21 protein-coding genes are annotated in these 24,111 nt (G+C 70.4%); 6 read left to right on the top strand and 15 right to left on the bottom strand.

Going from position 1 to position 24,111, the window contains the following annotated elements:
• Positions 1 to 566 precede the first annotated feature (566 nt).
• Together ACYSUO_RS12900 and fdxA are read right to left on the bottom strand one after the other, a co-directional pair.
• Complete coding sequence (locus ACYSUO_RS12900) at positions 567 to 1,670, bottom strand: bifunctional succinyldiaminopimelate transaminase/glutamate-prephenate aminotransferase (RefSeq protein ID WP_461776206.1); 1,104 nt, start codon at positions 1,668 to 1,670, stop codon at positions 567 to 569.
• Positions 1,671 to 1,809: 139 nt separating this feature from the next.
• Positions 1,810 to 2,130 carry a ferredoxin gene (fdxA, locus tag ACYSUO_RS12895; RefSeq protein WP_266713752.1) on the bottom strand — a complete coding sequence of 107 codons (321 nt, stop codon included), beginning with the start codon at positions 2,128 to 2,130 and terminating at the stop codon, positions 1,810 to 1,812.
• A 140-nt stretch (positions 2,131 to 2,270) separates the two neighbouring features.
• Between fdxA and ACYSUO_RS12890 the strand changes: the two genes are divergently transcribed.
• Positions 2,271 to 3,275, top strand: a complete 1,005-nt coding sequence (locus ACYSUO_RS12890; RefSeq protein WP_461776205.1) for a GNAT family N-acetyltransferase — start codon at positions 2,271 to 2,273, stop codon at positions 3,273 to 3,275.
• 67 nt (positions 3,276 to 3,342) lie between these two features.
• Entirely contained in the window at positions 3,343 to 4,185 is an 843-nt protein-coding gene (locus ACYSUO_RS12885) for a transglutaminase family protein (protein ID WP_461776204.1), read from the top strand.
• A gap of 18 nt (positions 4,186 to 4,203) precedes the next feature.
• Here ACYSUO_RS12885 and ACYSUO_RS12880 read toward each other — a convergent pair whose 3' ends face one another.
• From ACYSUO_RS12880 to ACYSUO_RS12845, 8 genes are all read right to left on the bottom strand, one after another.
• A complete protein-coding gene (locus ACYSUO_RS12880) occupies positions 4,204 to 4,815 on the bottom strand; it encodes a response regulator transcription factor (protein WP_404267961.1) in 612 nt (203 codons plus the stop codon).
• Positions 4,812 to 5,909 carry a sensor histidine kinase gene (locus ACYSUO_RS12875; RefSeq protein WP_461776260.1) on the bottom strand — a complete coding sequence of 366 codons (1,098 nt, stop codon included), beginning with the start codon at positions 5,907 to 5,909 and terminating at the stop codon, positions 4,812 to 4,814. The genes ACYSUO_RS12880 and ACYSUO_RS12875 overlap by 4 nt, the downstream gene beginning before the upstream one ends.
• An 80-nt stretch (positions 5,910 to 5,989) precedes the next feature.
• Complete coding sequence (locus tag ACYSUO_RS12870) at positions 5,990 to 6,730, bottom strand: ABC transporter permease (protein ID WP_461776203.1); 741 nt, start codon at positions 6,728 to 6,730, stop codon at positions 5,990 to 5,992.
• Positions 6,727 to 7,635 carry an ABC transporter ATP-binding protein gene (locus ACYSUO_RS12865; RefSeq protein WP_461776202.1) on the bottom strand — a complete coding sequence of 303 codons (909 nt, stop codon included), beginning with the start codon at positions 7,633 to 7,635 and terminating at the stop codon, positions 6,727 to 6,729. Before ACYSUO_RS12865 ends, ACYSUO_RS12870 begins: the two co-directional genes overlap by 4 nt.
• Before the next feature lie 106 nt (positions 7,636 to 7,741).
• Positions 7,742 to 9,871 (bottom strand): hypothetical protein, encoded by a 2,130-nt coding sequence (locus ACYSUO_RS12860; protein ID WP_461776201.1) that lies wholly within the window; start codon positions 9,869 to 9,871, stop codon positions 7,742 to 7,744.
• A 153-nt stretch (positions 9,872 to 10,024) separates the two neighbouring features.
• Entirely contained in the window at positions 10,025 to 10,495 is a 471-nt protein-coding gene (locus tag ACYSUO_RS12855; RefSeq protein WP_461776200.1) for a DUF6113 family protein, read from the bottom strand.
• On the bottom strand, positions 10,492 to 11,394 hold the full coding sequence (gene mshB / locus ACYSUO_RS12850; RefSeq protein ID WP_461776199.1) for an N-acetyl-1-D-myo-inositol-2-amino-2-deoxy-alpha-D-glucopyranoside deacetylase: 903 nt from the start codon (positions 11,392 to 11,394) through the stop codon (positions 10,492 to 10,494). The genes ACYSUO_RS12855 and mshB overlap by 4 nt, the downstream gene beginning before the upstream one ends.
• A gap of 64 nt (positions 11,395 to 11,458) precedes the next feature.
• The gene (locus ACYSUO_RS12845) at positions 11,459 to 11,653 is read right to left on the bottom strand and encodes a hypothetical protein (protein ID WP_461776198.1); all 195 of its coding nucleotides are present in this window, start codon (positions 11,651 to 11,653) and stop codon (positions 11,459 to 11,461) included.
• 163 nt (positions 11,654 to 11,816) lie between these two features.
• On the opposite strand from ACYSUO_RS12845, the gene ACYSUO_RS12840 reads away from it, so the two are divergent.
• Positions 11,817 to 13,928 carry a S9 family peptidase gene (locus ACYSUO_RS12840; protein WP_461776197.1) on the top strand — a complete coding sequence of 704 codons (2,112 nt, stop codon included), beginning with the start codon at positions 11,817 to 11,819 and terminating at the stop codon, positions 13,926 to 13,928.
• Positions 13,929 to 14,157: 229 nt separating this feature from the next.
• Here the strand turns inward: ACYSUO_RS12840 and ACYSUO_RS12835 are convergent, their stop codons facing one another.
• The 5 genes from ACYSUO_RS12835 to ACYSUO_RS12815 are packed head-to-tail and all read right to left on the bottom strand — an operon-like array spanning position 14,158 to position 19,774.
• Positions 14,158 to 15,306, bottom strand: a complete 1,149-nt coding sequence (locus ACYSUO_RS12835; protein ID WP_461776196.1) for an ABC transporter ATP-binding protein — start codon at positions 15,304 to 15,306, stop codon at positions 14,158 to 14,160.
• The gene (locus ACYSUO_RS12830) at positions 15,290 to 16,276 is read right to left on the bottom strand and encodes an ABC transporter ATP-binding protein (RefSeq protein WP_461776195.1); all 987 of its coding nucleotides are present in this window, start codon (positions 16,274 to 16,276) and stop codon (positions 15,290 to 15,292) included. The genes ACYSUO_RS12835 and ACYSUO_RS12830 overlap by 17 nt, the downstream gene beginning before the upstream one ends.
• A gap of 5 nt (positions 16,277 to 16,281) precedes the next feature.
• Positions 16,282 to 17,205 (bottom strand): ABC transporter permease, encoded by a 924-nt coding sequence (locus tag ACYSUO_RS12825; RefSeq protein ID WP_461776194.1) that lies wholly within the window; start codon positions 17,203 to 17,205, stop codon positions 16,282 to 16,284.
• The gene (locus ACYSUO_RS12820) at positions 17,198 to 18,121 is read right to left on the bottom strand and encodes an ABC transporter permease (RefSeq protein WP_461776193.1); all 924 of its coding nucleotides are present in this window, start codon (positions 18,119 to 18,121) and stop codon (positions 17,198 to 17,200) included. The genes ACYSUO_RS12825 and ACYSUO_RS12820 overlap by 8 nt, the downstream gene beginning before the upstream one ends.
• Before the next feature lie 36 nt (positions 18,122 to 18,157).
• Positions 18,158 to 19,774: a peptide ABC transporter substrate-binding protein gene (locus tag ACYSUO_RS12815; RefSeq protein ID WP_461776192.1), complete on the bottom strand. Its 1,617-nt coding sequence runs from the start codon at positions 19,772 to 19,774 to the stop codon at positions 18,158 to 18,160.
• A 381-nt stretch (positions 19,775 to 20,155) separates the two neighbouring features.
• Here ACYSUO_RS12815 and ACYSUO_RS12810 point away from each other — a divergent pair, with 381 nt between their 5' ends.
• The 3 genes from ACYSUO_RS12810 (at position 20,156) to ACYSUO_RS12800 (ending at position 24,098) form a co-directional block, all read left to right on the top strand.
• Positions 20,156 to 21,187 (top strand): ABC transporter permease, encoded by a 1,032-nt coding sequence (locus ACYSUO_RS12810; protein ID WP_461776191.1) that lies wholly within the window; start codon positions 20,156 to 20,158, stop codon positions 21,185 to 21,187.
• Between the two features lie 78 nt (positions 21,188 to 21,265).
• A complete protein-coding gene (locus ACYSUO_RS12805) occupies positions 21,266 to 23,026 on the top strand; it encodes an ABC transporter substrate-binding protein (RefSeq protein ID WP_461776190.1) in 1,761 nt (586 codons plus the stop codon).
• Positions 23,027 to 23,117: 91 nt separating this feature from the next.
• Positions 23,118 to 24,098, top strand: coding sequence for an ABC transporter permease (locus ACYSUO_RS12800; RefSeq protein WP_461776189.1), 981 nt, complete (start codon positions 23,118 to 23,120; stop codon positions 24,096 to 24,098).
• Positions 24,099 to 24,111: the final 13 nt, after the last annotated feature.

Genomic DNA, 24,111 nt, shown 5'->3' with positions numbered 1-24,111 from the left:
GGCACCGGGGTTCGTCGCTTTGCCGGGGTCGGCGCCGGGCGTTGTCGTTGCGCGGGACCGGGGTTCGGTGCCGTGCCGTGGCCGGCGCCCGTCGTCTCCGTTGCGCGGCACCGGAGTTCGGCGCCGTGTCGTGGTCGACGCCCGGCGTCATCGTTGCGCAGCACCGGGGTGCCGCCTTGCCCACCCTGCCGCCCCAGGCGGCAGATTGCCCAAGGCGGAGGCGGCCGACCGTGGGCCTGTGCGGTGCGGTGCCCTGGGCAGGGGTGGCAGCCCGTGAACCGGCGCGGCACGGCGACCTGGGCGGGGGCGGGCGACCGTGGGCCTGCGTGGCGCGGTGCCCTGGGCGGGGGCGGGAGCCCGTGAACCGGCGCGGCATGGCTCCCCAGGCGGGGGCGGCAGCCCGTCGGGCCGACGCCCCTGGAGGGGGCGGGTGGGTGGGAGATAGGCGGGCGGGAGGCGGCGGGCCGGCGGGAGTCGCCGCGAGGGGGAGGTACCGCGTCCCGGAGGACGTCACCATGCCCCCCGTCACGTCAGGCGGGTTGGCGTCCCGGAGGGCGTCGCCCCCGTCACGTCAGGCGGCTCACCGCTGCCGCCACGCGGTCGTCCGAGGCCGTCAGGGCCACGCGGACGAAAGAGGCGCCCGCTTCGCCGTAGAAGTCGCCGGGGGCCACCAGGATGCCGAGGTCGGCCAGGGCGGACACCGTGTCCCAGCAGGACTCGTCGCGGGTGGCCCACAGGTACAGGCTCGCCTCGCTGTGCTCGATGCGGAAGCCGTGGGCCAGCAGAGCCGCGCGCAGCGCCTCGCGGCGGGCCGCGTAGCGCTCCCGCTGCACCCGCACGTGCTCGTCGTCGCCGAGCGCCGCGACGACCGCCGCCTGCGTCGGCGCGGAGGTCATCATGCCGCCGTGCTTGCGGATCTGGAGGAGCGGGCCGAGCACCGAGGCGTCGCCCGCGATGAACGCCGCGCGGTACCCCGCCAGGTTCGAGCGCTTCGAGAGCGAGTGGACCGCGACCAGGCCCTCGTGCGAGCCGCCGTTGACGTCCGGGTGCAGGACCGAGACCGGGTCGGCCTCCCAGCCCAGCTCCAGGTAGCACTCGTCGGAGAAGATCAGGATGCCGTGCGAGCGCGCCCAGTCCACGATGCGCTTCAGCTCGTCCTTGCCCAGCACCCGACCCGTGGGGTTCGACGGGGAGTTGAGCCACAGGAGCTTCAGGCCGGTCGGGTCCAGCTCGGTCGGGTCGTCGTAGACGACGTAGTCCGCGCGGGCCAGCCGGGCGCCCACCTCGTACGTCGGGTACGCGAGACGCGGGTAGGCGACCTTGTCGCCGGGGCCGAGACCCAACTGGGTGGGGAGCCAGGCGACGAGTTCCTTGGAGCCGACGACCGGCAGGACGTTCGTGTGGTCGAAACCGCGCGCGCCGAGGCGGCGTTCGCACCAGCCGACGAGCGCGTCACGCAGCTCGGGAGTGCCCCAGACCGTCGGGTAGCCCGGCGAGTTCGCGGCGTCCACCAGCGCCTTCTGGATCAGCTCGGGCACCGGGTCGACGGGCGTGCCGACGGAGAGGTCGACGATGCCGTCCGGGTGCGCCGCGGCCGTCTTCTTGTACGGCTCCAGCTTGTCCCAGGGGAAGGCGGGGATGCGGTCGATGGGGGCCGGGACGGTGGACACCTGGGTGGCTCGCTTTCCTCGTGATGCTTTCTTCGCGACGTGGCTCTCTTCGCGACGTGGTGGACAAATGCCTCGGTCCCGTACGGCAGTCAGAGCCGTACGGGACCGGGGCAGCGCCTTTGCGTACCGCTGAACGCTGTTACTGGTTCTGCGGCGGCAGTGCGGCGATGAACGGGTAGTCCTTGTCGATCAGGCCCATCTTCGAGGCACCACCGGGCGAACCGAGGTCGTCGAAGAACTCGACGTTCGCCTTGTAGTAGTCCTTCCACTCCTCAGGAGTGTCGTCCTCGTAGAAGATCGCCTCGACCGGGCAGACCGGCTCACAGGCGCCACAGTCGACGCATTCATCCGGGTGGATGTACAAGGACCGCTTGCCCTCGTAGATGCAGTCGACCGGGCACTCCTCGATGCACGCCTTGTCCTTGACGTCGACACAAGGCTGCGCGATGACGTAGGTCACGCTGTCGTTCCTCCTCGATAGGGCGCTGGCGGGCCTCCGCAGGCTCCGCCGCCTGGCGCGCGGGAGCGCGGCGTCGTCGATGCCCGCCTCTAGTATCTCCGTTCCTGGGCATGATCCGAACAGGAGGGGTGGGCCGAGCTGTGGAATTCACTGCGGGCGGACGCCTGGAAGTCCGCATTACAGGCGCTGACGTGGGGAAACGCGTCTCTGTACGACGGGTGAGCGGGGAGGGTCCCGCGGGTCGAAAGTTCACCGACACGGTCGGAGTTCTCACATCGTGGAACGACGGTGTGCTCCTCGTCACACGGAGAAACGGTGAAGGTGTGCGGATCGAGGAGTCCGCGCTGGTCGCGGGGAAGGTCGTGCCGGCCGCGCCCGCCCGTCGCCGCGGCCCCACGGCCACGTATCCGGAGCTCGCTCGCGCCGCCGCGCGCGCGTGGCAGCCGATCGAGAGCGAGCGGCTCGGGGAGTGGGAGCTGAGGGCTGCCGACGGGTTCACTCGGCGGGCCAACTCCGTACTCCCTCTGGGTGACCCGGGGTGTCCGCTCGACGACGCGCTGGACCACGTACAGGAGTGGTATGCGGCCCGTGGCCTTCCGGCGTACGCGCAGACGGCGACCGGTGCGGAGGGGGCGCAGGAGGTCCTGTGCGCCGGTCTTGAGGAGCGCGGGTGGGTGCGCGAGGTGAGCGCCGAGCTGCGGATCGCCGCGCTCGCGCCCATCGGGGACGCGCCGGACGCGCCGCACGTGCTGCTGAGCCGCGAGCCGGACGAGGCGTGGCTCGCGCGCTACCAGCGCAAGGGAGCGAGCGAGGTCGCGTTGAAGGTGCTGTGCGCCGGGCCTTCGGTGTGGTTCGCGACCGTGCCGGGCGAGAGTGACGTGCCCGCCGCGATCGGGCGGTGCGTGGTCGACGGGCGGTGGGCCGGGTTCGCCGCGGTCGAGGTCGATCCAGCGCAGCGGCGTCGAGGGCTCGCCACGGACGTGATGACGGCGCTCGCGCGGCAGGCGCTCGACGAGGGCGCGTCGGCGGCCTGGCTCCAGGTCGAGGCGGAGAACGAGGGGGCGCGCGCCCTCTACGACCGCATGGATTTCGCCACGCATCACACGTACCACCACTACCGTGCTCCGGAACGGCACGCCGGCTGATGCCTCAGCGGCGAATGCCTTACCGGTTGCTGCCGTATCGATCGGCCTGAAAGGGCACGAGGCACGTATGTCCCCCCACCTTTCCCCCCGTTCCACGGAGCTGCGGCGGCGGTTCGCCGAAGAGGCGCGGGCCGAGCGGCCCGACCTCGCGCAGCTGTGTCTGCTGCTCGCCGCGCAGGGCGACGCGTCGCTCGACGAGGCCGGCATGGACGCCGTGCAGATCGAGCTGGACGAGCTCGCCGGGCGGCTGCCGTACCGGCCCGCCTCGCCTGGCGCCTGGGCCACCGCGTGCGCCGAGCTGCTCGGCGCGCGCACCGGTTTCCACGGCACGCCGAACGACTACCAGCGGCTCGAGTCGTCCCTCCTGCACGAGGTCGTACGGCGTCGCAGAGGGCTGCCGATCCTGTTGTCGGTGGTGTGGCTGGAGGTGGCCCGGCGGGCCGGGGCGCCGGTGTGCGGGGTGGCTCTGCCGGGGCACTTCGTGGTCGGCTTCGGTCCCGCCGATGAGCAGGTGCTGGCCGATCCGTTCGACGGGGGCCGGGTGCTGACGGGGGCCGACGCGCAGACGCTCGTGGCGGGGGCGACGGGCGGCCCGCTGGATCCGTCGATGCTGCGGCCCGCCGATCCGCTGGACGTGGTGCTGCGCATCCTCAACAACATCCGGGCGTGGGCGGCGACGCGGCCCGAGCGCTCCGATGTGGCGCTGTGGGCCGTGGAGCTGTCGCTGCTGCTGCCCGCGCACCCGGCGCGACTGCGCTACGAGCGGGCCCAGCTCCTCGTACGCCGTGGGGACTTCGTGCACGGGGCGGTGGAGCTGGAGTCGTACGCGGACGTGGTCGGGGCCGTCGACGAGACGGCGGCGGAGTCCGTGCGGGAGCAGGCGCGGGCGGCCCGCGCGATGCTGAACTGAGCCCCCTCTCAGGAAGCCTTACAGCCAGCCCTTCTCCCGCGCGGCGGCCACCGCCTCAGCCCTGTTGCGCACCGCCAGCTTCTGGATCGCCACCGACAGGTAGTTGCGGACCGTGCCCTGGGACAGGTGGAGGGCGGCCGCCAGTTCGGCGTTGGTGGCGCCGTCCGCCGCCGCGCGCAGCACCTCGCGTTCGCGGTCGGTGAGCGGGTTCGCGCCCTCCGCGAGGGCCGCCGCCGCGAGCGTGGGGTCGATGACGCGCTCGCCCGCGAGCACCTTCCGTACGGCCTCGGCGAGCTGCGCGGCCGGGGCGTCCTTGACCAGGAACGCGGCCGCGCCCGCCTCCATGGCGCTGCGCAGATAGCCGGGCCGGCCGAACGTGGTGAGCACGACGACCTTCAACTCCGGGAGGGCCTCGCGGAGTTGGGCCGCCGCCTCGATGCCCGTGCAGCCCGGCATCTCGATGTCGAGGAGCGCCACGTCCACCGCGTGCGCGCGGGCGGCCGCCACCACCTCGTCACCGCGCGCCACCTGCGCGACGACCTCGATGTCCGCCTCCAGGCCGAGCAGCGCGGCCAGCGCCTCGCGCACCATCGACTGATCCTCGGCCAGCAACACCTTGATCGTGCTCATGCGCCGGATCCTAGACGCGTGGCCGCTGCGCCCCCGTCCACGGCGGCCGGGACCCGGGCCGCCAGGCGGAAGCCGCCGCCGCGTGCCGCGCCCGTCTCCAGGGTGCCGCCGACCGCGGTGAGGCGTTCGCCGAGGCCGGTGAGGCCGTTGCCCGGGGGCGCCCCCGAGGGGCCCGAACCGTCGTCCTCCACGGTCAGTTCGACGCGGGGCCCTTCGAGGGTCTCGCGGCGGGTGACGTCGACGACGCAGCGCTGCGCGCCACTGTGCCGTACGACGTTGGTGACGGCCTCGCGCAGCGTCCACGCGAGCGCCGACTCCTGCGCCTCGGGCAGTTCCGGGACCTCGGAGGGCACGTCCGCGGCGACGCCCGCAGCGGTCAGCGCGGCCTGGGCGCCCGCGAGTTCGGTGGTGAGGCGGGCGCGCCGGTAGCCGCTGACGGCCTCGCGCACGTCGACCAGGGCCTGCCGGCTGACCTTCTCGATGTCGGCGACCTGGTCGGCCGCCTTGTCGGGGTGGTCGGGCAGCATCCGCCCGGCCAGTTCGCTCTTGAGCGTGATGAGCGAGAGGGAGTGGCCGAGCAGGTCGTGCAGGTCGCGGGCGAGGCGCAGGCGCTCCTCGTTGGCGGCGAGCCGGGCGACCTGGGCGCGGGCCTGGCGCAACTCCCGTGTCGTGCGCACCAGTCGGCGTACGCCCGTCATGGAGAAGCCGCCGAGCAGCGCGGGGACGATCAGACCGATGTCGGTTCCCGCGCCGAGGTGCAGGGCCAGCGCCACCATCACGCCGGTCATCACGGGGATCATGATCTGCGCCTGCCGCATGGGCAGCACGGCCCCGCAGCCGACGGCCACGTACACGAAGAGCACCAGCCAGGACTCGCCGAGCGTCAGGCAGAGCACGACGGCGATCACGGGCAGGGCGCCGAGCACCGACCACACGACGGCGCGGGCTAGCGGGCGGCTGGTGTGCCGGAACACGAGCACCAGGTACGTGAGCGTGAACGCCCCGAGCCCCAGCCAGCCGAACACGGTGCCCACCGTGCCGTGGTGGCCCGCCAACAGATCGCCGACCGGGTCACCGAGGAAGACCAGCCACATGCCGATCCACAGCAGCTTCACCAACAACTCGCGACGGTTCTCCGGCGCCCGGCCGGCCTCCGCCCACTCCCCTGGCTCGCTCACGCCTTCAACGTGTCCTTCCGGTACAGCCAGGCCGCGCCGCCCGCGAAGATCAGGAAGTACGCGACGAGCAGCGCGACGTCCTTGGCGTCGGGGGCGCCGCCCAGCTCGATGGCCTGGCCGAGGGCAGCGTACGCGTGCGTGGGCAGCCATTCCGCGATGTTCTGGAGCCACTGCGGGAATCCGCTCATCGGGATCCACAGGCCGCCCAGGATCGACAGGCCGAAGTACGTGATCATCGTGATCGGCCGGACGGCGTCGCCGGAGGCGAGATAGCCGATGGCCACGCCGAGCGCGGCGAAGACGAGGCTGCCGACCCAGATCGAGCCGGTCAGCGCGAGCCACTGCCAGGCGTCGAGGCGTACGTCCTTGAAGGCCGCGGCCACGACGAAGACGATCACGATGGACGGGAGCGAGACGACGGCGGCGCTCGCGGTCTTGGCGAGGACATAGCCGCGTCCGGGCAGCGTGGTGAGCCTCAACTGCCGTACCCAGCCGTTCTCCCGCTCCTTCGCGATGCGCTCGCTGTTGCCCATGAGGACGGCGGTGAGCGCGCCGAAGGAGGCCATCGAGACCATCATGAAGGCGGGGAGGCTCAGGCCCGTGCGGTCGACCATGGTGGTGGTGTCGGCCTGGCCCGCGATCAGCAGGAACAGCACGGACGGGTAGATCACCGAGAAGAACAGGAACTTCCGGTTGCGGAAGGCCCGGGTGAGTTCGAGCTTGATCAGACCGTTCACAGCGACTTGGCCTCCTCGGCCTCGGTGATCGCCACGAAGGCCTGTTCCAGGCCGAGTCCGGCGACTTCGAGATTGCGGGGGTAGACGCCGAGCCCGTACAGCGCGTGCACGGTCGCGTCGGCGTCGGTGGACTGGATGCGGACGGTCTGGCCGGAGACGTCCGCGTCCGTCAGGAACGGCAGGCCCTTGATCGCGGCCTCGTCGATCTCGCCCTCCAGGTCGAAGGAGACCCTGCGGGCGCCGGCCTTCGCCTTGATCTCGGCGGCCGTGCCGTCGGCGAGGAGGCGGCCGCGGTGCAGCACGAGGACGCGGTCGGCGATCGCGTCCGCCTCCTCCAGGTAGTGCGTGGCGAACAGCACCGTGCGGCCCTGGTCCGCCTGCTCACGCATGGTCGCCCAGAACGCCTGCCGGGCGCTCACGTCCATGCCGGTCGTCGGCTCGTCGAGGACGATGAGGTCGCTGTCGCCCGCCGTGGCGAGGGCGAAGCGGACGCGCTGTTCCTGGCCGCCGGAGAGCTTGTTGACCTTGCGGTCGGCGATCTGCGTGAGTCCCGCGCGGGCCAGGACCTCGTCGGCCGGGTACGGCCTCGGGTGCAGGGCGCAGCCGAGGCGGACGAGTTCGCGCACGGTCACCTCGTCCATCAGGCCGCCGCTCTGCAGCATGGCGCCGACCCGGCCCGCCGTGATCGCCTCGCGGGGGCTCGTGCCGAAGACCCGGACCTCGCCGGTGTCGGCGGGGCGCAGGCCGAGGAGCAGGTCGAGGGTGGTGGACTTGCCCGCGCCGTTCGGGCCGAGCAGGGCGACCGTCTCGCCCGCGTGCAGTTCGAGGCCCAGGTCGTCGACCGCCCGCACCGTCCCGTACGTCTTCGTCACCCCGGTGAAGGTGACCGCTGCCTGTGTCGTCATGGCATCAGCGTCGCCGGTGGGCGGGGGTGCGCGGCAGTGTCGCAAAGCGTGAGTCCCGCATGACGGATGTCATGCGGGACTCGTGACGTGCGCTGCGGGCGGGGCCCTACGAGGCGTTCGTCTGGATCTCCGCGGTGCGCTCGGCGGCGGTCTTGCCGAGCAGCGCCTTGCCGATGGCGGCGGCCACGTCCGTGGGCTGGACCGGCGTCTTCTTGCCGGTGCCGCGGGTGACGAGGACGCCGTCGAAGGTCGTGCCGTACAGCTTCTTGAGCTCCGGGAGGTTGTACTTCTCGACCAGCTTCCCGTTGACCGGCTGGACGCTCAGGATCTTCGGCAGCGACTTGTCGGGGCCGAACTGGATCGAGGCGCCGCCCGCCTTGACCGTGATCAGTCCGGACATCGCGGGCTCGGCGAACTGCTGCATCTTCCGGTCGACCTCGGCGTCCGAGATCGTCGGCTTCTGCGTCGACGTCGCCAGCGGGACCGTCCGGGACTCACCGGTCTCGATCTGCGTGTTGTACGCGTCCTTGACCGCGGCGGCGGACTGGGCGATGTCGAGGCCCTTGCCGGTCTTGCCGTAGACGGGAACGGCCTTGCCCGGCGCGAACTTGATCGTGCCCTCGCCGGAGGCCGCGGCGCCGCCGGCGGCCCTCTGCAGGGACGCGGCCAGCTTCTCCTCGTCGACGGGCATGACCGGGGCCACGACCCGCTCGTTGCCGAACAGCGAGCCGATCACCGACACCGGGTTGTAGTCGCTGCCCGCGGCCGCGGCCACGGTCGACGCGGTGTCGAGGGTGAGGCCCGCCTGCTCCGGCGCCATCTGCACCGTCTTGCCGCCGACCTGCAGCTTCAGCGGCTGTTCGGTGCGCTTGCCGAGGGCGTTCTCCAGCTTGGTGGTCGCCTCGTCGCGGGTGCCGCCGCCGATGTCGACACCCGCGACGGTGGTGCCCTTCGGGACGTCGGAGTGGTTCATCAACAGGCCCGCGCCGTACGCGACTCCGGCCAGGCCGACGACGCCCGCGCCGAGCAGCACCAGCTTGTTGCGCCCCTTCTTCTTGGGCGCGGGGGTGGACGGCACCGGGTCGGGCAGCTTCGGCGGGGTGTGCACCGCGGGGCCGTCGGGGCCCTGCTGGAACGGGTCGGAGGCGCCGGGCTTCTTGGGGCCGCCACCGGCCGAGGGGACGACCCGCATGCCGCTGGTGAGCGTGTCGCCCGAGACGTTGCCACTGGAGCTGTTGCCGCCGGCGGGCGGCTCCGGGGCGGGCTTCTGCGGCGTGAGGATCGCGGTGTCGTCGCTCATCCGCGGCGGCGGCGACTGACCGGCGCCGGGGACCGGCGGGTTGGGGGCGCTGGGCGGCACCATCGGGCCGTCGCCGGCGGTCGGGCCCGAGGTGGGGCCCGAGGGTCCGGTGGGGCCTTCGCCGCGGTCGGGCACGCCCGGGTCCTGGTTGGCGGAGAAGAACGGCAGGTCGTCGCGGGGACCGGGGGCGCCGCCCGCACCGAGCGGGCCTGCCGCCACGGCGCCGGACACGTCGAACCCGCCGGAGGAGCCACCGGAGGAGCCACCGGACGGACCGCCCGAGGGGCCGCCGTTGGGCCCGCCCATCGGGCCGCCCGAAGTGCCGGACGGGCCGCCGCCGTTGGAGCCGGGGGCGGGCGGCGTGGGGGCACCCTGGCCGCCCGGGCCACCCGTGCCGCCCGTCGGGACCGCGCCGGTCGCCGGACCGCCGCCGCGCGACTTGCGCGGCGCGAACCAGTCGCTCGTCTTCTCCTCGCGCTGCGGCGCGGGAGCGGCGGGCGCGGAGGCCTCTGGGGCGGCGGGCGCGGAGCCCGTGTCCGCCGGGCCGCCGTACGAGGCGGACGACGTGGACGGCCCGGACGACCCGGGGCGGCCGCCCTGCGTCGCGTCCGGCGCGGGAGCGGCGGGGGCCGCGGGACCGGTGTCGGTTCTCTTGCCTGCGCCGTTCTCCGGATTGGCGTCGACATCGCTCATCGGCGTCCGCATGACGACCGGCGGGATCGGCCGGGAGCCGGGGATGTTGATCCGGATCCGGGTCGTCAGCGTCGTCTCGGTCTTGGGTGACTCCGGGGCGCTCTGGTCGCCCGGCGGCGTCGGACCGGCGTCACCGGACGCCGCGCCCTGCGCGGGCGATCCGTACGGAGGCGTCCCCGACGGGTAGGCGGCAGCGCCGCGCCCCTGGGGCCCGGAGGACGAACTGTCAGTTTCACGACTCAAGGCAGGTTCTCCCGGTTGGCTCCGCCGCCCGTCTCGACCTCTCGCGGGCTGCTCGGCGGCGCGCACCACCATACTGGCCGCCGCCGGAAGTCACTGTGCGACGGATGACGAATCCGGAACGGCACGCGCCGCACGACGACCCAAAGTGCTACGTCACTTCCCAAGTCGGGCGGCGGGCGCGGGTGGTTGCCCGGGCAGCCAGAAGGTGGCACACATCACAGCCACTGCCATCCCTCCGAGGAGGAAGAGGTACGAGCCGACTCCCGCGCCGAACAAGAAGTCACCCTCGGGACGGCTCGCGGTGAGCAGGATCACCGCGAGCACCCAGCCGGCCGCGGGCGCGACCGCCCCCGCGCGACCGCCCGCGAGGCGCGCCCCCGCGAGGAACAGGCCGGCCGCCCCGACGAGCGCGAGCAGCAACCCGCCCGGGAACCAGCCCCCTTGGACGAGCGCCCCGCCGACCGCGACGACCGCGCCGAGGACGAAAAGGACAAGCAGGGCGGCCGTCCGCCCGGCCCCGAACCCGCCGAAGCCGAAAGGCAGGTCGACGTTCTGCGCCGACGACCCGCCGGGAGCCGCCTTGCCGCTGGACGCCGCGGCCCGCGCGTTCTTGTCGCCGCTCATCGCTCGGTCACTCCCTCAAGACCCTCGAACAGGTCGTTCTCGTACGGCGATCCGGGCTCGCCCCGCACCAACTCGTAGTACTCGATGTCGAACAGCGGCTGCGCGAGCCCGTTGGAGAGCGCGAAGACGGCGCCCCCGTCCGGCACGTCGACCTGCGTGGCGTGCGCGCGCATCGCGGCCGCCTTCCGCTCGGCGTACGGCCGGCCGTCGATCGCCGCGGTGATCCGCTCGTCGTCGACGACCCCGGGCACATCGTCCACCACGGCGGCGACGTCGAAGGGTGTGGCGTCGAGCACGCCCGCGAGCCCGCGGAACCGCTCCTCGACGACCGTGCGCGGCACGCGGTTCCAGTAGACCTTCGCGATCGCGTGCGGCTCCCCGAGGTCGCGCCGGAAGGCGGTCTCGGCGGCGAGCTCCGCGGCGCGCATCGCGACGCGGTGGGCCTGGATGTGGTCGGGGTGCCCGTAGCCCCCGTCGGGGTCGTACGTGATCAGGACCTGCGGGCGGGTCTCGCGGATCACGGCGACGAGGTGGGCCGCGGCCTCGTCGAGGTCCGTGGACCAGAAGGCGCCCTCCCGCTCGTTCTGCGGGGCGCCCATCATTCCGGAGTCGCGGAACCGGCCGGGACCGCCGAGGAAGCGGTGGTCGGTGACGCCGAGCTCCTTCATGGCGGCGGCCAACTCGCCGATCCGGTGCGGGCCGAGAATGTCCTCCCGGTCCGGCGCGAGATGGGCCAGTTCGCCCGGAATGACCTCGCCCTCTTCGCCGAGGGTGCAGGTCACCAGCGTGACCTGGGCGCCTTCGGAGGCGTACTTGGCCATGGTGGCGCCATTGTTGATCGACTCGTCGTCGGGGTGCGCATGCACGAGGAGCAGGCGCCTACCTGGCATTTCCGTCATGCCCACAGCCTAGAACGCCCCACCGACACGGCTGGAACCTGATGCCGCGCCCCACCGACAGGGCCTAGAACTTGATGCCGCCGACCATGTCCGCCACGTTCGTCGTCAGCTCGTTGATCGTCGGAGCGATGGACGAACTCGCCAGGTAGAAACCCAGGAGCACACACACCACCGCGTGCCCCGCTTTCAGTCCCGACTTCTTGATCAGGATGAAGACAATGATCGCGAACAGCACCACGGCCGAGATCGAGAGTGCCACAGCGGTCCTCCTCCAAAGTGATCCGGTCGCCGACGGACTCGTACCCACACAGTGCTAACGATCATAACTATCCGTACCCGCGCATGAGTCGCGATCGGGGAGCACCCGATGCGACCGGGAGCGCACGGGGGCGCGCGGACGTCATCTCTCCTAGGCTGCCTGGATGACCATCGAGACCTTCCCCCGTCAGCACGCGCGCACGCAGCGCTTCACGTTGGGGGCGCCGCGTGCCTTCACCGTGGCGCCGGACGGCGAGCGTGTCGTCTTTCTGCGTTCCTCCTCGGGTACCGATCGGGCGAACGCGCTGTGGGTGCTTGACGTGGCGAGTGGTCAGGAACGGGTGGCCGCCGACCCGGTGGCCCTGCTCGGCGGGGCGGCGGAGAACCTGTCGGCCGAGGAGCGGGCCCGGCGCGAGCGCAGCCGCGAGGGCGGCGCGGGCATCGTGGGCTACGCGACGGACGCCACCGCCGAGTTGGCCGCGTTCGCCCTGTCGGGGCGCCTGTTCACGGCCGAGCTGCGGGTCGGCACCGCGCGGGAACTGCGCGTGCCGGGACCCGTGTTGGACCCGCGGCCCTCCCCCGACGGGCGGCACATCGCGTACGTCACCCGGGGCGCGCTGCGCGTCGTCGGCGCGGAGGGCGAGGACGACCGGGCGCTGGCGGAGCCGGAGTCGGGAACCGTGACGTACGGGCTCGCGGAGTTCGCCGCGGCCGAGGAGATGTCCCGGTACCGCGGCCACTGGTGGTCGCCCGATTCGGACCGCCTGCTCGTGGCCCGCGCCGACGACGCGGACGTACGGCGCTGGTGGATCGCCGACCCCGCGCACCCGGACCGGGAGCCGGCCCGCGTCGCCTACCCCCGCGCCGGCACGCCCAACGCCGACGTGCGCCTCTTCGCGTACGACCTCGAGGGCAACCGCACCGAGGTGACCTGGGACCGCAAGGCGTACCCGTACCTGGCCCGCGTGCACTGGTCGGCGGACGGCGCCCCGCTGCTCCTGGTCCAGGCCCGCGACCAGCGCAGCGCGCTCTACCTCGCGGTGAACACGGACGACGGCTCGACGCGGATGGTGCACGCCGACGAGGACGACGCGTGGCTCGAACTGCTGCCCGGTGTGCCGTGCTGGTCGCCGAGCGGGCAGCTCGTGCGGATCGCCGACGAGGGCGGCGCGCGGGTCCTCGCGGTGGGCGAGCGGCCGCTGACCGGGCCTCAGCTGCACGTGCGCGCGGTGCTCGACGTGGGCGGGAGCGACGTGCTCGTGTCCGCCTCCGCCGGGGTCGACGCCGAGTCGCCCGAGACCGGCGAGGTGCACGTCTACCGGGTCAACGAGCTCGGGACGCAGCGCGTCTCCACGGAGCCCGGCGTCCACTCCGCGGTCCGCTCCGGGGACGGCACCGTCACCGTCCTCGTCTCGTCGACGCCGGATTCGCCCGGCGCGCGGGCGCGCGTGGAGCGCGAGGGCAAGCACGTCACCGACATCACCTCGCACGCCGACCGCCCGCTGCTCACCCCGCGCGTGACGCTCACGGAGGCCGCGGGCATCCCGTGCGCCGTTCTCCTGCCCTCCTCTTACGAGGAGGGGGACGGCCCGCTGCCGGTCCTCATGGATCCGTACGGCGGCCCGCACGGGCAGCGCGTGGTGGCCGCCCACAACCCGCATCTGACCTCGCAGTGGTTCGCCGACCAGGGCTTCGCGGTGATCGTCGCGGACGGCCGGGGCACGCCCGGTGTCTCGCCGGGTCGCGAGAAGTCGATCCACGGCGACTTCACGCTCACCCTCGACGACCAGGTCACGGCGCTGCACGCGCTGGCGGAGCGGTTCCCGCTCGACCTCTCCAAGGTCGCGATGCGCGGCTGGAGTTACGGCGGTTACCTGTCGGCGCTCGCCGTGCTGCGCCGCCCCGACGTCTTCCACGCGGGTATCGCGGGCGCCCCGGTCACGGACTGGCGGCTGTACGACACGCATTACACGGAGCGCTACCTGGGCGACCCGGCCGCCTCCCCGGAGACGTACGCGAAGAGCTCCCTGGTGACCGAAGACGGGCTCACGGAGGCCGCCGAGCAGCACCGGCCGATGCTCATCGTGCACGGGCTCGCGGACGACAACGTGGTCGTGGCGCACGCCCTGCGGCTGTCCTCCGCGCTCCTCGCGGACGGCCGCCCGCACGAGGTGCTCCCGCTGTCCGGCGTGACCCACATGACGCCCCAGGAGCAGGTCGCCGAGAATCTGCTGCTGCTCCAGGTCGACTTCCTGAAGCGGTCGTTGGGGCTTTAGGCCCTGTCGTCAAACTCCCGTCTGCCCGCCGGGCGACGACGGGAGTTTGACGACAGGACCTAGGACCTACGGCAACCGGGCCGGAGCGCAATGCGCTCCGGCCCGGCTCACGGCACCCGCACGGCCGTACACGAGACACTCTGGCCCGGTCACATATCGGCGCCGCGTCGACCGGATTGCCTGCGTGTAAAGACCCGTCAGGCAGCTGTTCCGTCGGCAATTCCACCGGCTATTCCGTCGGCACGACCTGCTTCTCCTCCGCGAAGTGGCAGGCCGACGGGTGACTGGCCGGGGTGTCGCCGCTCCGGAACACCTCCGGCACGGCGAGCAGCGGCACCTCGTCCGCGCACTTCTGCTGCGCCTTCCAGCAGCGCGTACGGAAGCGGCAGCCCGACGGCGGGTTGGCCGGGGAGGGCACGTCGCCGGAGAGGATGATCCGCTCCCGGCCCTCGCGCGCCTCCGGGTCGGGCACGGGCACCGCGGAGAGCAGCGCCTGCGTGTAGGGGTGCGTCGGGTGGTCGTAGATCTCGGCGTCCGAACCGATCTCGACGATGCGGCCGAGGTACATGACCCCGACCCGGTCGGAGATGTGCCGGACGATCGACAGGTCGTGCGCGATGAACACGTAGCTGAGGTCGAACTCGTTCTGGAGCCTGTCCATCAGGTTGATGACCTGCGCCTGGACCGACACGTCGAGCGCGGACACCGGCTCGTCCGCGACGATGATCTCGGGGCGCAGCGCGAGACCGCGCGCGATGCCGATGCGCTGGCGCTGGCCGCCGGAGAACTGGTGCGGGTACCGGTTGATGTACTCGGGGTTGAGCCCGACGACGTCGAGGAGGTCCTGGACCTTCTTCCTGCGGTCGCCCTTCGGCGCGACCTCGGGATGGATCTCGTACGGCTCCCCGATGATGTCGCCGACCGTCATACGGGGGTTGAGCGACGTGTACGGGTCCTGGAACACCATCTGGATGTTGCGGCGGACCGCCTTCAGGGCGCGGCCGGACAGCGTGGTGATGTCCTCGCCCTTGTACTTGATCACGCCGGCCGTGGGGCGTTCCAGGTTCACCAGCATCTTCGCGACGGTGGACTTGCCGCAGCCGGATTCGCCGACGATGCCGAGCGTCTCGCCCTGTCCGAGGTCGAAGTCCACCCCGTCGACGGCCTTCACCGAGCCGACCTGCTTCTTGACGAGGACGCCCTGGGTGAGCGGGTAGTGCTTGGTCAGGCCGCGTACCTGGAGGAGCGGTTCGTGCCCGGAGACCGAGCCGTTCTCCGCGTAGTCGTTCTCTGCCTGCGCCTTGTGGAGGAGGTGCGTGGCGATCCGGCCCTCGCGCTTCAGGTCGTCCTTGCTCACGTGCTTACCGTGTTGCGGCATCGAGGGTCTCCTTCCAGAAGTGGCAGGCGCTGCGGCGTTCTTCGGAGACCTGGGCGAGCGGCGGTACGTCGGTGCGGCACACGTCCCGGGCCATCGGGCAGCGCGGGTTGAAGGCGCAGCCGGGCGGGATGTTCATCAGGTTCGGCGGGAGCCCCTTGATGGCGAAGAGCTCCTGGCCCTTCTGGTCGAGGCGCGGGATCGATTCGAGCAGGCCCTTGGTGTACGGGTGGGCGGGTGCCTTGTAGATCTCGTGCACCGGCGCCTGCTCGACGATCCGGCCCGCGTACATCACCGCGATCTTGTCGGCGACGTCGGCGACGACACCGAGGTCGTGGGTGATGAGGATGAGCCCCATGTTGAGCTCGCGCTGCAACTCGGCGAGGAGGTCCATGACCTGGGCCTGCACGGTGACGTCGAGGGCGGTCGTCGGCTCGTCCGCGATGATCAGCGAGGGTTCGAGGGCGAGCGCCATCGCGATCATGATGCGCTGGCGCATACCGCCGGAGAACTGGTGCGGGTACTGACTCACCCGCTCCTTCGCGGCGGGAATCCTGACCCGGTCCATCAGCTCGACGGCCTTCGCCCTGGCGTCCTTCTTCGACATCCCCTTGTGGACGACGAACATCTCGCCGAGCTGCTCCCCCACCGTGAGCACGGGGTTCAGCGAGGAGAGCGCGTCCTGGAAGATCATCGCCATCTCGGCGCCGCGGATCTTCCGCCGCTCCTCCTCCTTGAGGTTCAGCAGATCCTTGCCCTTGAAGAGGATTTCGCCGCTGCTGATCCGCCCCGGCGGCATGTCCAGAATCCCCATCACGGCCTGCGCGGTGACGGACTTGCCGGAGCCGGACTCCCCGAGCACGGCGAGCGTCTCGCCCTCGTCGACGGTGTAGTTGACGCCGTTGACCGCCTTGGCGACTCCGTCGCGCGTACGGAACTCGACGTGCAGATCGCGTACTTCGAGCAGGGGCATGGGCGCTACCTCAGCTTGGGGTCGAGGGCGTCGCGCACCGCGTCGCCGAGCATGATGAACGCGAGCACCGTGAGGGCAAGCGCCCCCGCCGGGTACAGCAGCATGTGCGGGGCGTTGCGGATGTACGGGGCGGCGTTGGAGATGTCGATGCCCCAGGAGACCGCGGGCGGCTTGAGGCCTACGCCGAGGAACGAGAGCGTCGCCTCCAGGGCGATGTACGTGCCGAGCGCGATGGTCGCGACGACGATCACCGGGGCGATGGCGTTCGGCAGGATGTGGCGCAGCAGGATGCGGGAGTTGGAGGCGCCGAGCGTGCGCGCGGCGTGCACGTAGTCGTTCTCCTTGACCGTGATGACGGAGCCGCGCGCGATGCGGGAGATCTGCGGCCAGCCGAGCAGCACGATGAATCCGACCACCGGCCACACCGTCGTCGACGTCACGACCGACAGCAGGACGAGGCCGCCGAGGACGACCGGGATGCCGAAGAAGATGTCGGCGACGCGGGACAGCAGGGCGTCCGCCCACCGCCCGAAGAAGCCGGCGAGCGCGCCCAGGATCCCGCCGAGCAGCGCGACGCCCGCCGTGGCGCACACGCCGACGGTGATCGAGGCCCGGGCCCCGTAGACCGTGCGCGTATAGACGTCGCAGCCCTGGGCGTCGTAGCCGAAGGGGTGTCCCGAGCCGGCCGTCTCCTGGCCGTGCGCGAGGTCGCAGTCGTTGGGGTCGCCGCTCGCGAGGAGCTGCGGCCAGATCGCGACGATCACCAGGAACAGGATGATCAGCGCCGAGACGATGAAGACCGGATTGCGGCGCAGCGAGCGCCAGGCGTCCGACCACAGTGAGCGCGCGGGCCCCTCGGCGCCGCCGCCCTCGGGGGTGCCGGGCGTGAGCTGGGCCTCGACGGTGACCGGGGTGACGGGCTCAGGCATAGCGGATCCTCGGGTCAAGGACGGCGTAGAGCAGGTCGACGATGAGGTTGGCGAGCAGGAAGACGATCACCAGGACGGTCACGAAGCCGACCACCGTCGGCGAGGACTGGTGCAGGATGCCCTGGTAGAGCTGGTAGCCGACGCCGCGGATGTTGAAGATCCGCTCGGTCACGATGGCGCCGCCCATCAGCGCGCCGATGTCCGTACCGATGAACGTGACGACCGGGATCAGCGAGTTGCGCAGCAGGTGCCGCCAGATGATGCGGCGCCGGGGCAGTCCCTTGGCGACGGCGGTGCGGACGTAGTCGGAGCGGGCGTTCTCGGCGACGGACGTGCGCGTCAGCCGGGTCACGTACGCGAGCGACACCGAGGCGAGGACGAGGCCAGGCAGGATCAGCTCGACCAACGGCGCCTCGTACGCCACCGAGGGCTTCACGATCCCCCACTGCATGCCGAACAGGAGCTGGGCGACGAGCCCGGTCACGAACGTCGGCACGGAGATCACGACGAGGGTGAGGACGAGGACGCCCGTGTCGATGGGCTTGCCGCGGCGCAGGCCGGTGATGACGCCGAGGCCGATGCCGATGACGATCTCGAAGACGATCGCCACGAACGTCAGCTTGATGGTCACCGGGTAGGCGCGCAGCATCAGGTCGGCGACGGAGTCCCCGTTGAAGGCGGTGCCGAAGTCGCCCTGGAAGATGTTGCCGAGGTAGATCAGGTACTGCTGCACCAGCGGCTTGTCGAGGTTGAACTGCTCGCGCAGCGCCGCCTGGGTTGCCGGGTCGCAGGCCTTGTCGCCGCAGAGCGCCGCGGTCGGGTCGCCCATGACGTTGACCATGAGGAAGATCAGCAGCGTGGTGCCGATGAACACCGGGATCATCTGCAGCAGCCGTCGGATCACATAACGCCCCACGACACCTCCCTCGGGTCCACGGATCGGCTTACGGACTCAGTCATCGACGGTCATCTCCTCGAAGACCGGCACGCTGAAGGGGTTGAGCTTCACGTCGTGCACGCGGGTGCCGTAGACGGCGGTGCCGTTCTGGTACCAGAGCGGGATGGCGGGGAGCTGCTCGGCGAGGATCCGCTCGGAGTCCTGGAAGTCCTTGATCGCGCTCTTCGGGTCCGGGTCCGCGTTGGCCTTGTTGATCAGCGCGTCGAACTCCTTGTTGCTCCACTTGCCGTCGTTGCTGGGAGCGCCCGTGGTGTAGACGGGCTGCAGGAAGTTCTGGATCAGCGGGTAATCCATCTGCCAGCCGCTCCTGAACGGGCCGCTGAACTTCCCGCTCTGGATCTGCGTCCGGAAGTCGGCGAAGGTGCCCACCGGGTTGCCGACGCAGGCCTTCGAGTTGCCCATGACCCGGTTGACGCTGTTGCAGATGGCGTCGATCCACTGCTTGTGGTTGCCGGTGTCGGCGTTGTAGCTGAGGACGAGCCTGCCGCCGGGGAAGCCGCCGCCCTCGTCGATCAGCCGCTTGGCCTTCTTGGGGTCGTACTCGCAGCGGTCGCCGCAGATGTCGGGGTTGTAGCCGCCCTCGTCGCGGAGCACGGGGGACGTCCAGTCCTTGGCCGGGATCCGGGTCTTCTGGAAGATCTTGTCGGTGATCTGCTCGCGGTTGATGGCGAGCGAGATGCCCCGGCGGACCTTGAGGGCGTCGGGGGTGTCCCACTCCTTGTCGTACATGGGGAACATCAGCGTCTGGATGATGCCGGCCGGAGTGTTGATGTACCGGTTGTCGATGTCCTTGTGGAGATTGCTGAGCTGCTCGGCGGGCACGGCGTCGGTCACGTCGAGCTGGCCGGCCACGACGTCGGTGTACGCGGTGTTGTCGTCGGTGTAGACGAGCAGGTCGACGCCCTTGTTGCGCGGCTTGGCGCCGTTGTACTCGTCATTGAGCCGCAGCTTCATGCGGCCGCCGCGCTCGTAGTCCGTGACCGCGTACGGGCCGTTGCCGAACGGCTTCTCCAGCCACTCGTCGTGGTCGGTGAAGAACTTCTTCGGCAGCGGGGAGAAGGCGGCGTAGCCGAGCATGTCGGGGAAGAGCGAGAACTTCTGGTTCAGCTTGATGGTGAAGTGCAGATCGTCGACGACCTTGAGCCCGGAGAGCTTCTCGGCGCTGGGCTTGCCCTTGACCGGGTGGAGCTTGTCGTACCCGTCGATGTAGCCGAAGAAGTCGGCGCCGATCTGCGCGTTCGGCAGGTAGGCGGCGTAATTCCACGCGTCCACGAAGGACTGCGAGGTGACCTTCGTGCCGTCCGCGAACTTCCAGCCGTCCTTCAGGGTGACCTTGAAGTTCTGCGCGTCGTCGCTGGTGATCGACTTGGCGACGGCGTACTCGGGCTCGGCGGTCTCGGGGTTGTAGACCTTGAGCCCCCGGAAGATCATGTCGAGGACCTTGCCGCCGTTGACCTCGTTGGTGTTCGCGGGCTCCAGCGGGTTCTGCGGGTCACCCCACTTCGCCCGCACGATGCCCGACTCGGTGGCGGTGGCCCCACAGGACGCCAGCCAGGGCACGGCCAGCACCAGGGCGGCGGCCAGGGCGCCGGTACGCAGGCCGAGGCGCATCAGGGTCCTCCAGGGGGCGGTGCGGGGGCGGGCCTTGGGGCCATTGGACCCGTGAAGAGCCGGATACGCCTGTTATGTCACCCATCCGAGGGTGAGGGCGGGAACCGTCGGGTTGCGTCCGCGTGTACGCATAGCGGGACGCTCGCGTCCGGATATCGAACCTGTCGCCCCAAGTAGCGCCCATAAGCGCCCTTTTGGTCCCCTGGTTTCATCAAGCTCAGGCCAGCGACGTGCCTACGCAGAGCAAAGCTGGGACCAAAGATTCAAAGACGGGATCAAGACCTCAAGAATTCGTTGACCGTACATCTGGGCCTTGAAAAGGTCCCGCTGAGCGCACGGGTCGCCCCGTGCCCATGTGGACCCCTCAGGGCCTGGAGCACCATGACGACCCCAACTCCTCCCGCCGCGACCACGCTTGAGGTCACGGAGGATCTTGCGCCTGCACCGCAGACGCCTCCTTCGACCTCCCGCGACGAGGAGAGCCTCTCCCCCGGCAAGCTCGCCTGGCGACGCTTCAAGCGGGACCGCACAGGCGTGATCTCCGCCTGCATCGTGCTCTTCTTCTTCGTGATCGCGCTCGCGGCTCCGCTGATATCCAAGGTGTACGGCAAGGACCCGTACACCACGTACGCCAGCGCGCACCCCGAGCTGCTCGACGCCTTCTCGTACCCGGCAGGGCCCAACGGCGGCATGAGCTCGGAGTTCTGGTTCGGCATCGAACCGCAGCTCGGGCGGGATGTGTTCACCTTCCTGCTGTACGCCATCCGCAACTCGCTGGGCATCGCCCTCGCCGCCACCGTGCTCACGATCCTGCTCGGCGTCGTCGTCGGCGTCACCGCCGGATATCTGGGCGGCAAGACGGACTACCTCGTGGGCCGGATCATCGACATCCTGCTCGCGTTCCCGTCCACGCTCTTCTACATCGCCTTCATGCCGGTGGTGTACGGGCTCTTCGTCGCCGACGACGACAACATCCCGACATCCCTGCGGGCCGTGTCCCTGATCTTCGTCCTCTCGGCCTTCGGCTGGGCCTCCATCGCCCGTCTGCTGCGAGGCCAGGTACTCGGCCTGCGCGAGCGGGAGTTCGTCGAGGCCGCCAAGGTCACCGGCGCCTCACCGATGCGGATCGTGTTCAAGGAACTGCTGCCCAACCTGTGGACGCCGATCATCGTCCAGGCCACGCTGCAGCTCCCCCTCTTCGTCACCGCGGAGGCGGGCCTGGCCTTCCTCGGCGTCGGCATGATCGACCCGACCCCCGACTGGGGCGTCATGATCGGCCGCGGCGCCCAGTTCTACAGCCAGGACTTCACGTTCCTACTCTTCCCGGGCCTGGCGATGGTGATCTTCGTCCTCGCCTTCAACCTCCTCGGCGACTCGGCGCGCGACGCGCTCGACCCGAAGTCCAAGCGCTGACCCCAGCCCCCACAGCCGGTTCGACGACGTCCGGCCGCCTCACCACTCGTCCCGACTGAACCCTAGGCAGGCTCAACGATGTCCTTCTCCCGTAGAAACTTCCTCATCGCCACCGGTGTGGCGGCCGCGTCCAGCACCGTACTGACCGCTTGTGGCGGCGGCAGCGGTGGCAGCGCCGGCAAGAGCAAGGGCCCCTCGGTCAGCGGCTCCAGGACGACCGAGATCCCGGTCGGCACCAAGGCCGACTCCACCGGTCCGGCCCCGGAGGTCCCGGGCGCAGTCAAGGGCGGGACGATCTACTCGCTCGACCAGTTCGACATGGACCACCTCGACCCGGCGCAGATCTACGTCCAGACCGAAATAGCCATCACGGTCCCGATCATGCGTGGCCTGACCGGCTACAAGGTCGGCGAGAAGGGCGCCTCCACGCTGGTCGGCGACGTCGCGACCGACGCCGGCACCATGAAGGACGGCGGCAAGACCTGGACGTTCACCATCAAGGAGGGCGTGAAGTGGGAGGACGGCTCCGACGTCACGATGGATGACGTCCGCCACACCTTCGAGCGCCTCTTCGCCTCGTTCGTCACCGAGGGTCCGATCTACGTCCAGAACTGGCTGGAGGGCGGCGACAAGTACAAGGGCCCCTACGGCGGCAAGCACCTCGACGCCATCGAGATCGACGGCCGGACGATCACCTTCCGCCTGAAGGAGGCGCACGGTGACTTCAACTTCATGGTCGCGGAGCGCGGTTACGCCCTGGTGTCGAAGAAGCACGACACCAAGGAGAAGTACGACAAGCGCCCGTTCGCCTGCGGCCCGTACAAGATCGACAGCCGTCAGCCGGGCAAGTCGATGACCTACGTGCGCAACGAGCACTGGGACCCGAAGACGGACTCCATCCGGAACAACTACCCGGACAAGTACGTCTTCCAGTTCGGCTTCGAACCGCTGGCCTCGACCGACCGCTACATAGCGGACAAGGGCAACGACCAGTACACGATGTCGATCTTCAACGAGGTCGCACCGGAGCGTGTCGCCCAGGTCCTCACCAACGCCAAGTTGAAGAAGCGCGTCCTCACGCAGGTCGACACGGTCACGTACTACTGGCCGATCAACACGACCCGCGTCAAGGACGTCAAGGTCCGCCAGGCCATCAACTGGGCCTGGCCGCACCAGCAGCTTCAGACCATCCGCGGCGGCGCCTCCACCAGCGAGCTGGCCACCACGATCATGTCGCCGGTGACGCCGGGCTACGAGAAGTTCGACCTGTACGGCACGACCAAGAAGCCCGGCGGTGACCCGGCCAAGGCCAAGGCCCTGCTCAAGGAGGCCGGCAAGACCGGCCAGAAGCTGGTCATCGCCTACCAGCAGTCCGACAACTCGGTGAAGCAGGCCGTCGCGATCAAGAATGCCCTGGAGGCGGCGGGCTTCCAAGTCGTCAACAAGCAGGTGGACAAGTCGACCTTCTACACGCAGATCGGCAAGGTCGACAACGACTTCGACCTGTTCGCCGCCGGCTGGAGCCCCGACTGGCCCGCCGGCTACTCGATGATCTACCCCTGCTGGGCCGGCGAGAACATCGGCGACGGCCGCAGCAACTACGCCCAGCTGGACGACAAGAGCGTCAACCGGGCGATCGCGGCGGCCACCGCGGAGACGGACCCGGACAAGGCCAAGAAGGCCTGGGGCAACGTCGACCGGCAGATCATGGAACTCGCGCCCTGCGTGCCCGACTACCACTCCATCCGCAACTGGATGCACGGCTCCAAGGTCGGCAACGTCGTCTACGACCTCGGCAACACCTGCGTCGCCCTCTGCAAGCTCTACGCCAAGAAGTAAGCGCCTGAAGGGACGGCCGTCACGGCGGCCGTCCCCAGCTCTCCCCCTTCAGCCTCCCGGCGACGGCGCCCCGTCCGGAAAGTCACGCCCCATGCCCCGCTTCCTCGTTCGCCGAGTCTTCGGTGCGCTGGTCATCCTGTTGATCATCAGCGCAGTCACCTTCTGGCTCTTCTACGCCGTTCCGCGTGACCCCGCCATCATGTCCTGCGGCAAGAACTGCACGCCCGACATGCTCGCGAAGGTCCGGCACAACCTGGGCATCGACCACCCGATACCGGTCCAGTACTGGGACTGGCTCAAGGGCATCTTCGTCGGGCGCGACTACCCCGGCTTCGGCAACTGCGAGGCGCCCTGCCTGGGTTACTCGTTCGCCAACCGGGAGCCCGTGCTCGGCACGATCCTGGACCGGCTCCCGCTGACCCTCTCGCTGGCCTTCGGCTCGGCCGTCGTCTTCCTGACCTTCGGTATCGGCGCGGGCATGCTCGCCGCGGTCAAGCAGGGCAAGTGGCAGGACAAGGTGGCCAGTTCGGCCTCGCTGGTCGCCTCCTCGATGCAGATCTACTTCGTCGGCTACATCGTGATGTACCTCCTCGTGGCGAAGCTCGGCATCCTGGACAACCCCTCGTACACGCCGCTGACCGAGAACCCCGTCTCGTGGGCCGCCGGTCTGCTGGTGCCCTGGCTGGTCCTGTCCCTGATCTGGACCGCCAACTACACGCGTATGACGCGCTCGCAGATGGCCGAGACGCTCACCGAGGACTTCGTCCGCACCGCCCGGGCCAAGGGGCTCTCCGGCCGCAGCGTCTTCTTCCGGTTCGCCTGGCGCGGCGCGATGGGGCCGATCGTCACCCTCTTCGGCATCGACCTCGCCCAGCTCATCGGCGGCGCGATCATCACGGAGCAGGTGTTCAGCCTCCAGGGCGTGGGCCGTCTCGCGGTGCAGTCCGTGGACAAGAGCGACCTGCCCATGCTGCTCGGCGTCACCCTGCTCTCGGCCGGCGCCATCGTGTTCCTCAACATCATCGTCGACGCCGTGTACGCCCTCATCGACCCGCGGATCCGGCTCGCCTGACCTCCGCCGTTGC

This window comes from Streptomyces sp. UC4497, assembly GCF_054871485.1.
Note: the sequence above shows the minus strand (reverse complement) of the source record. Positions and strands in the feature narration are given on the sequence as shown.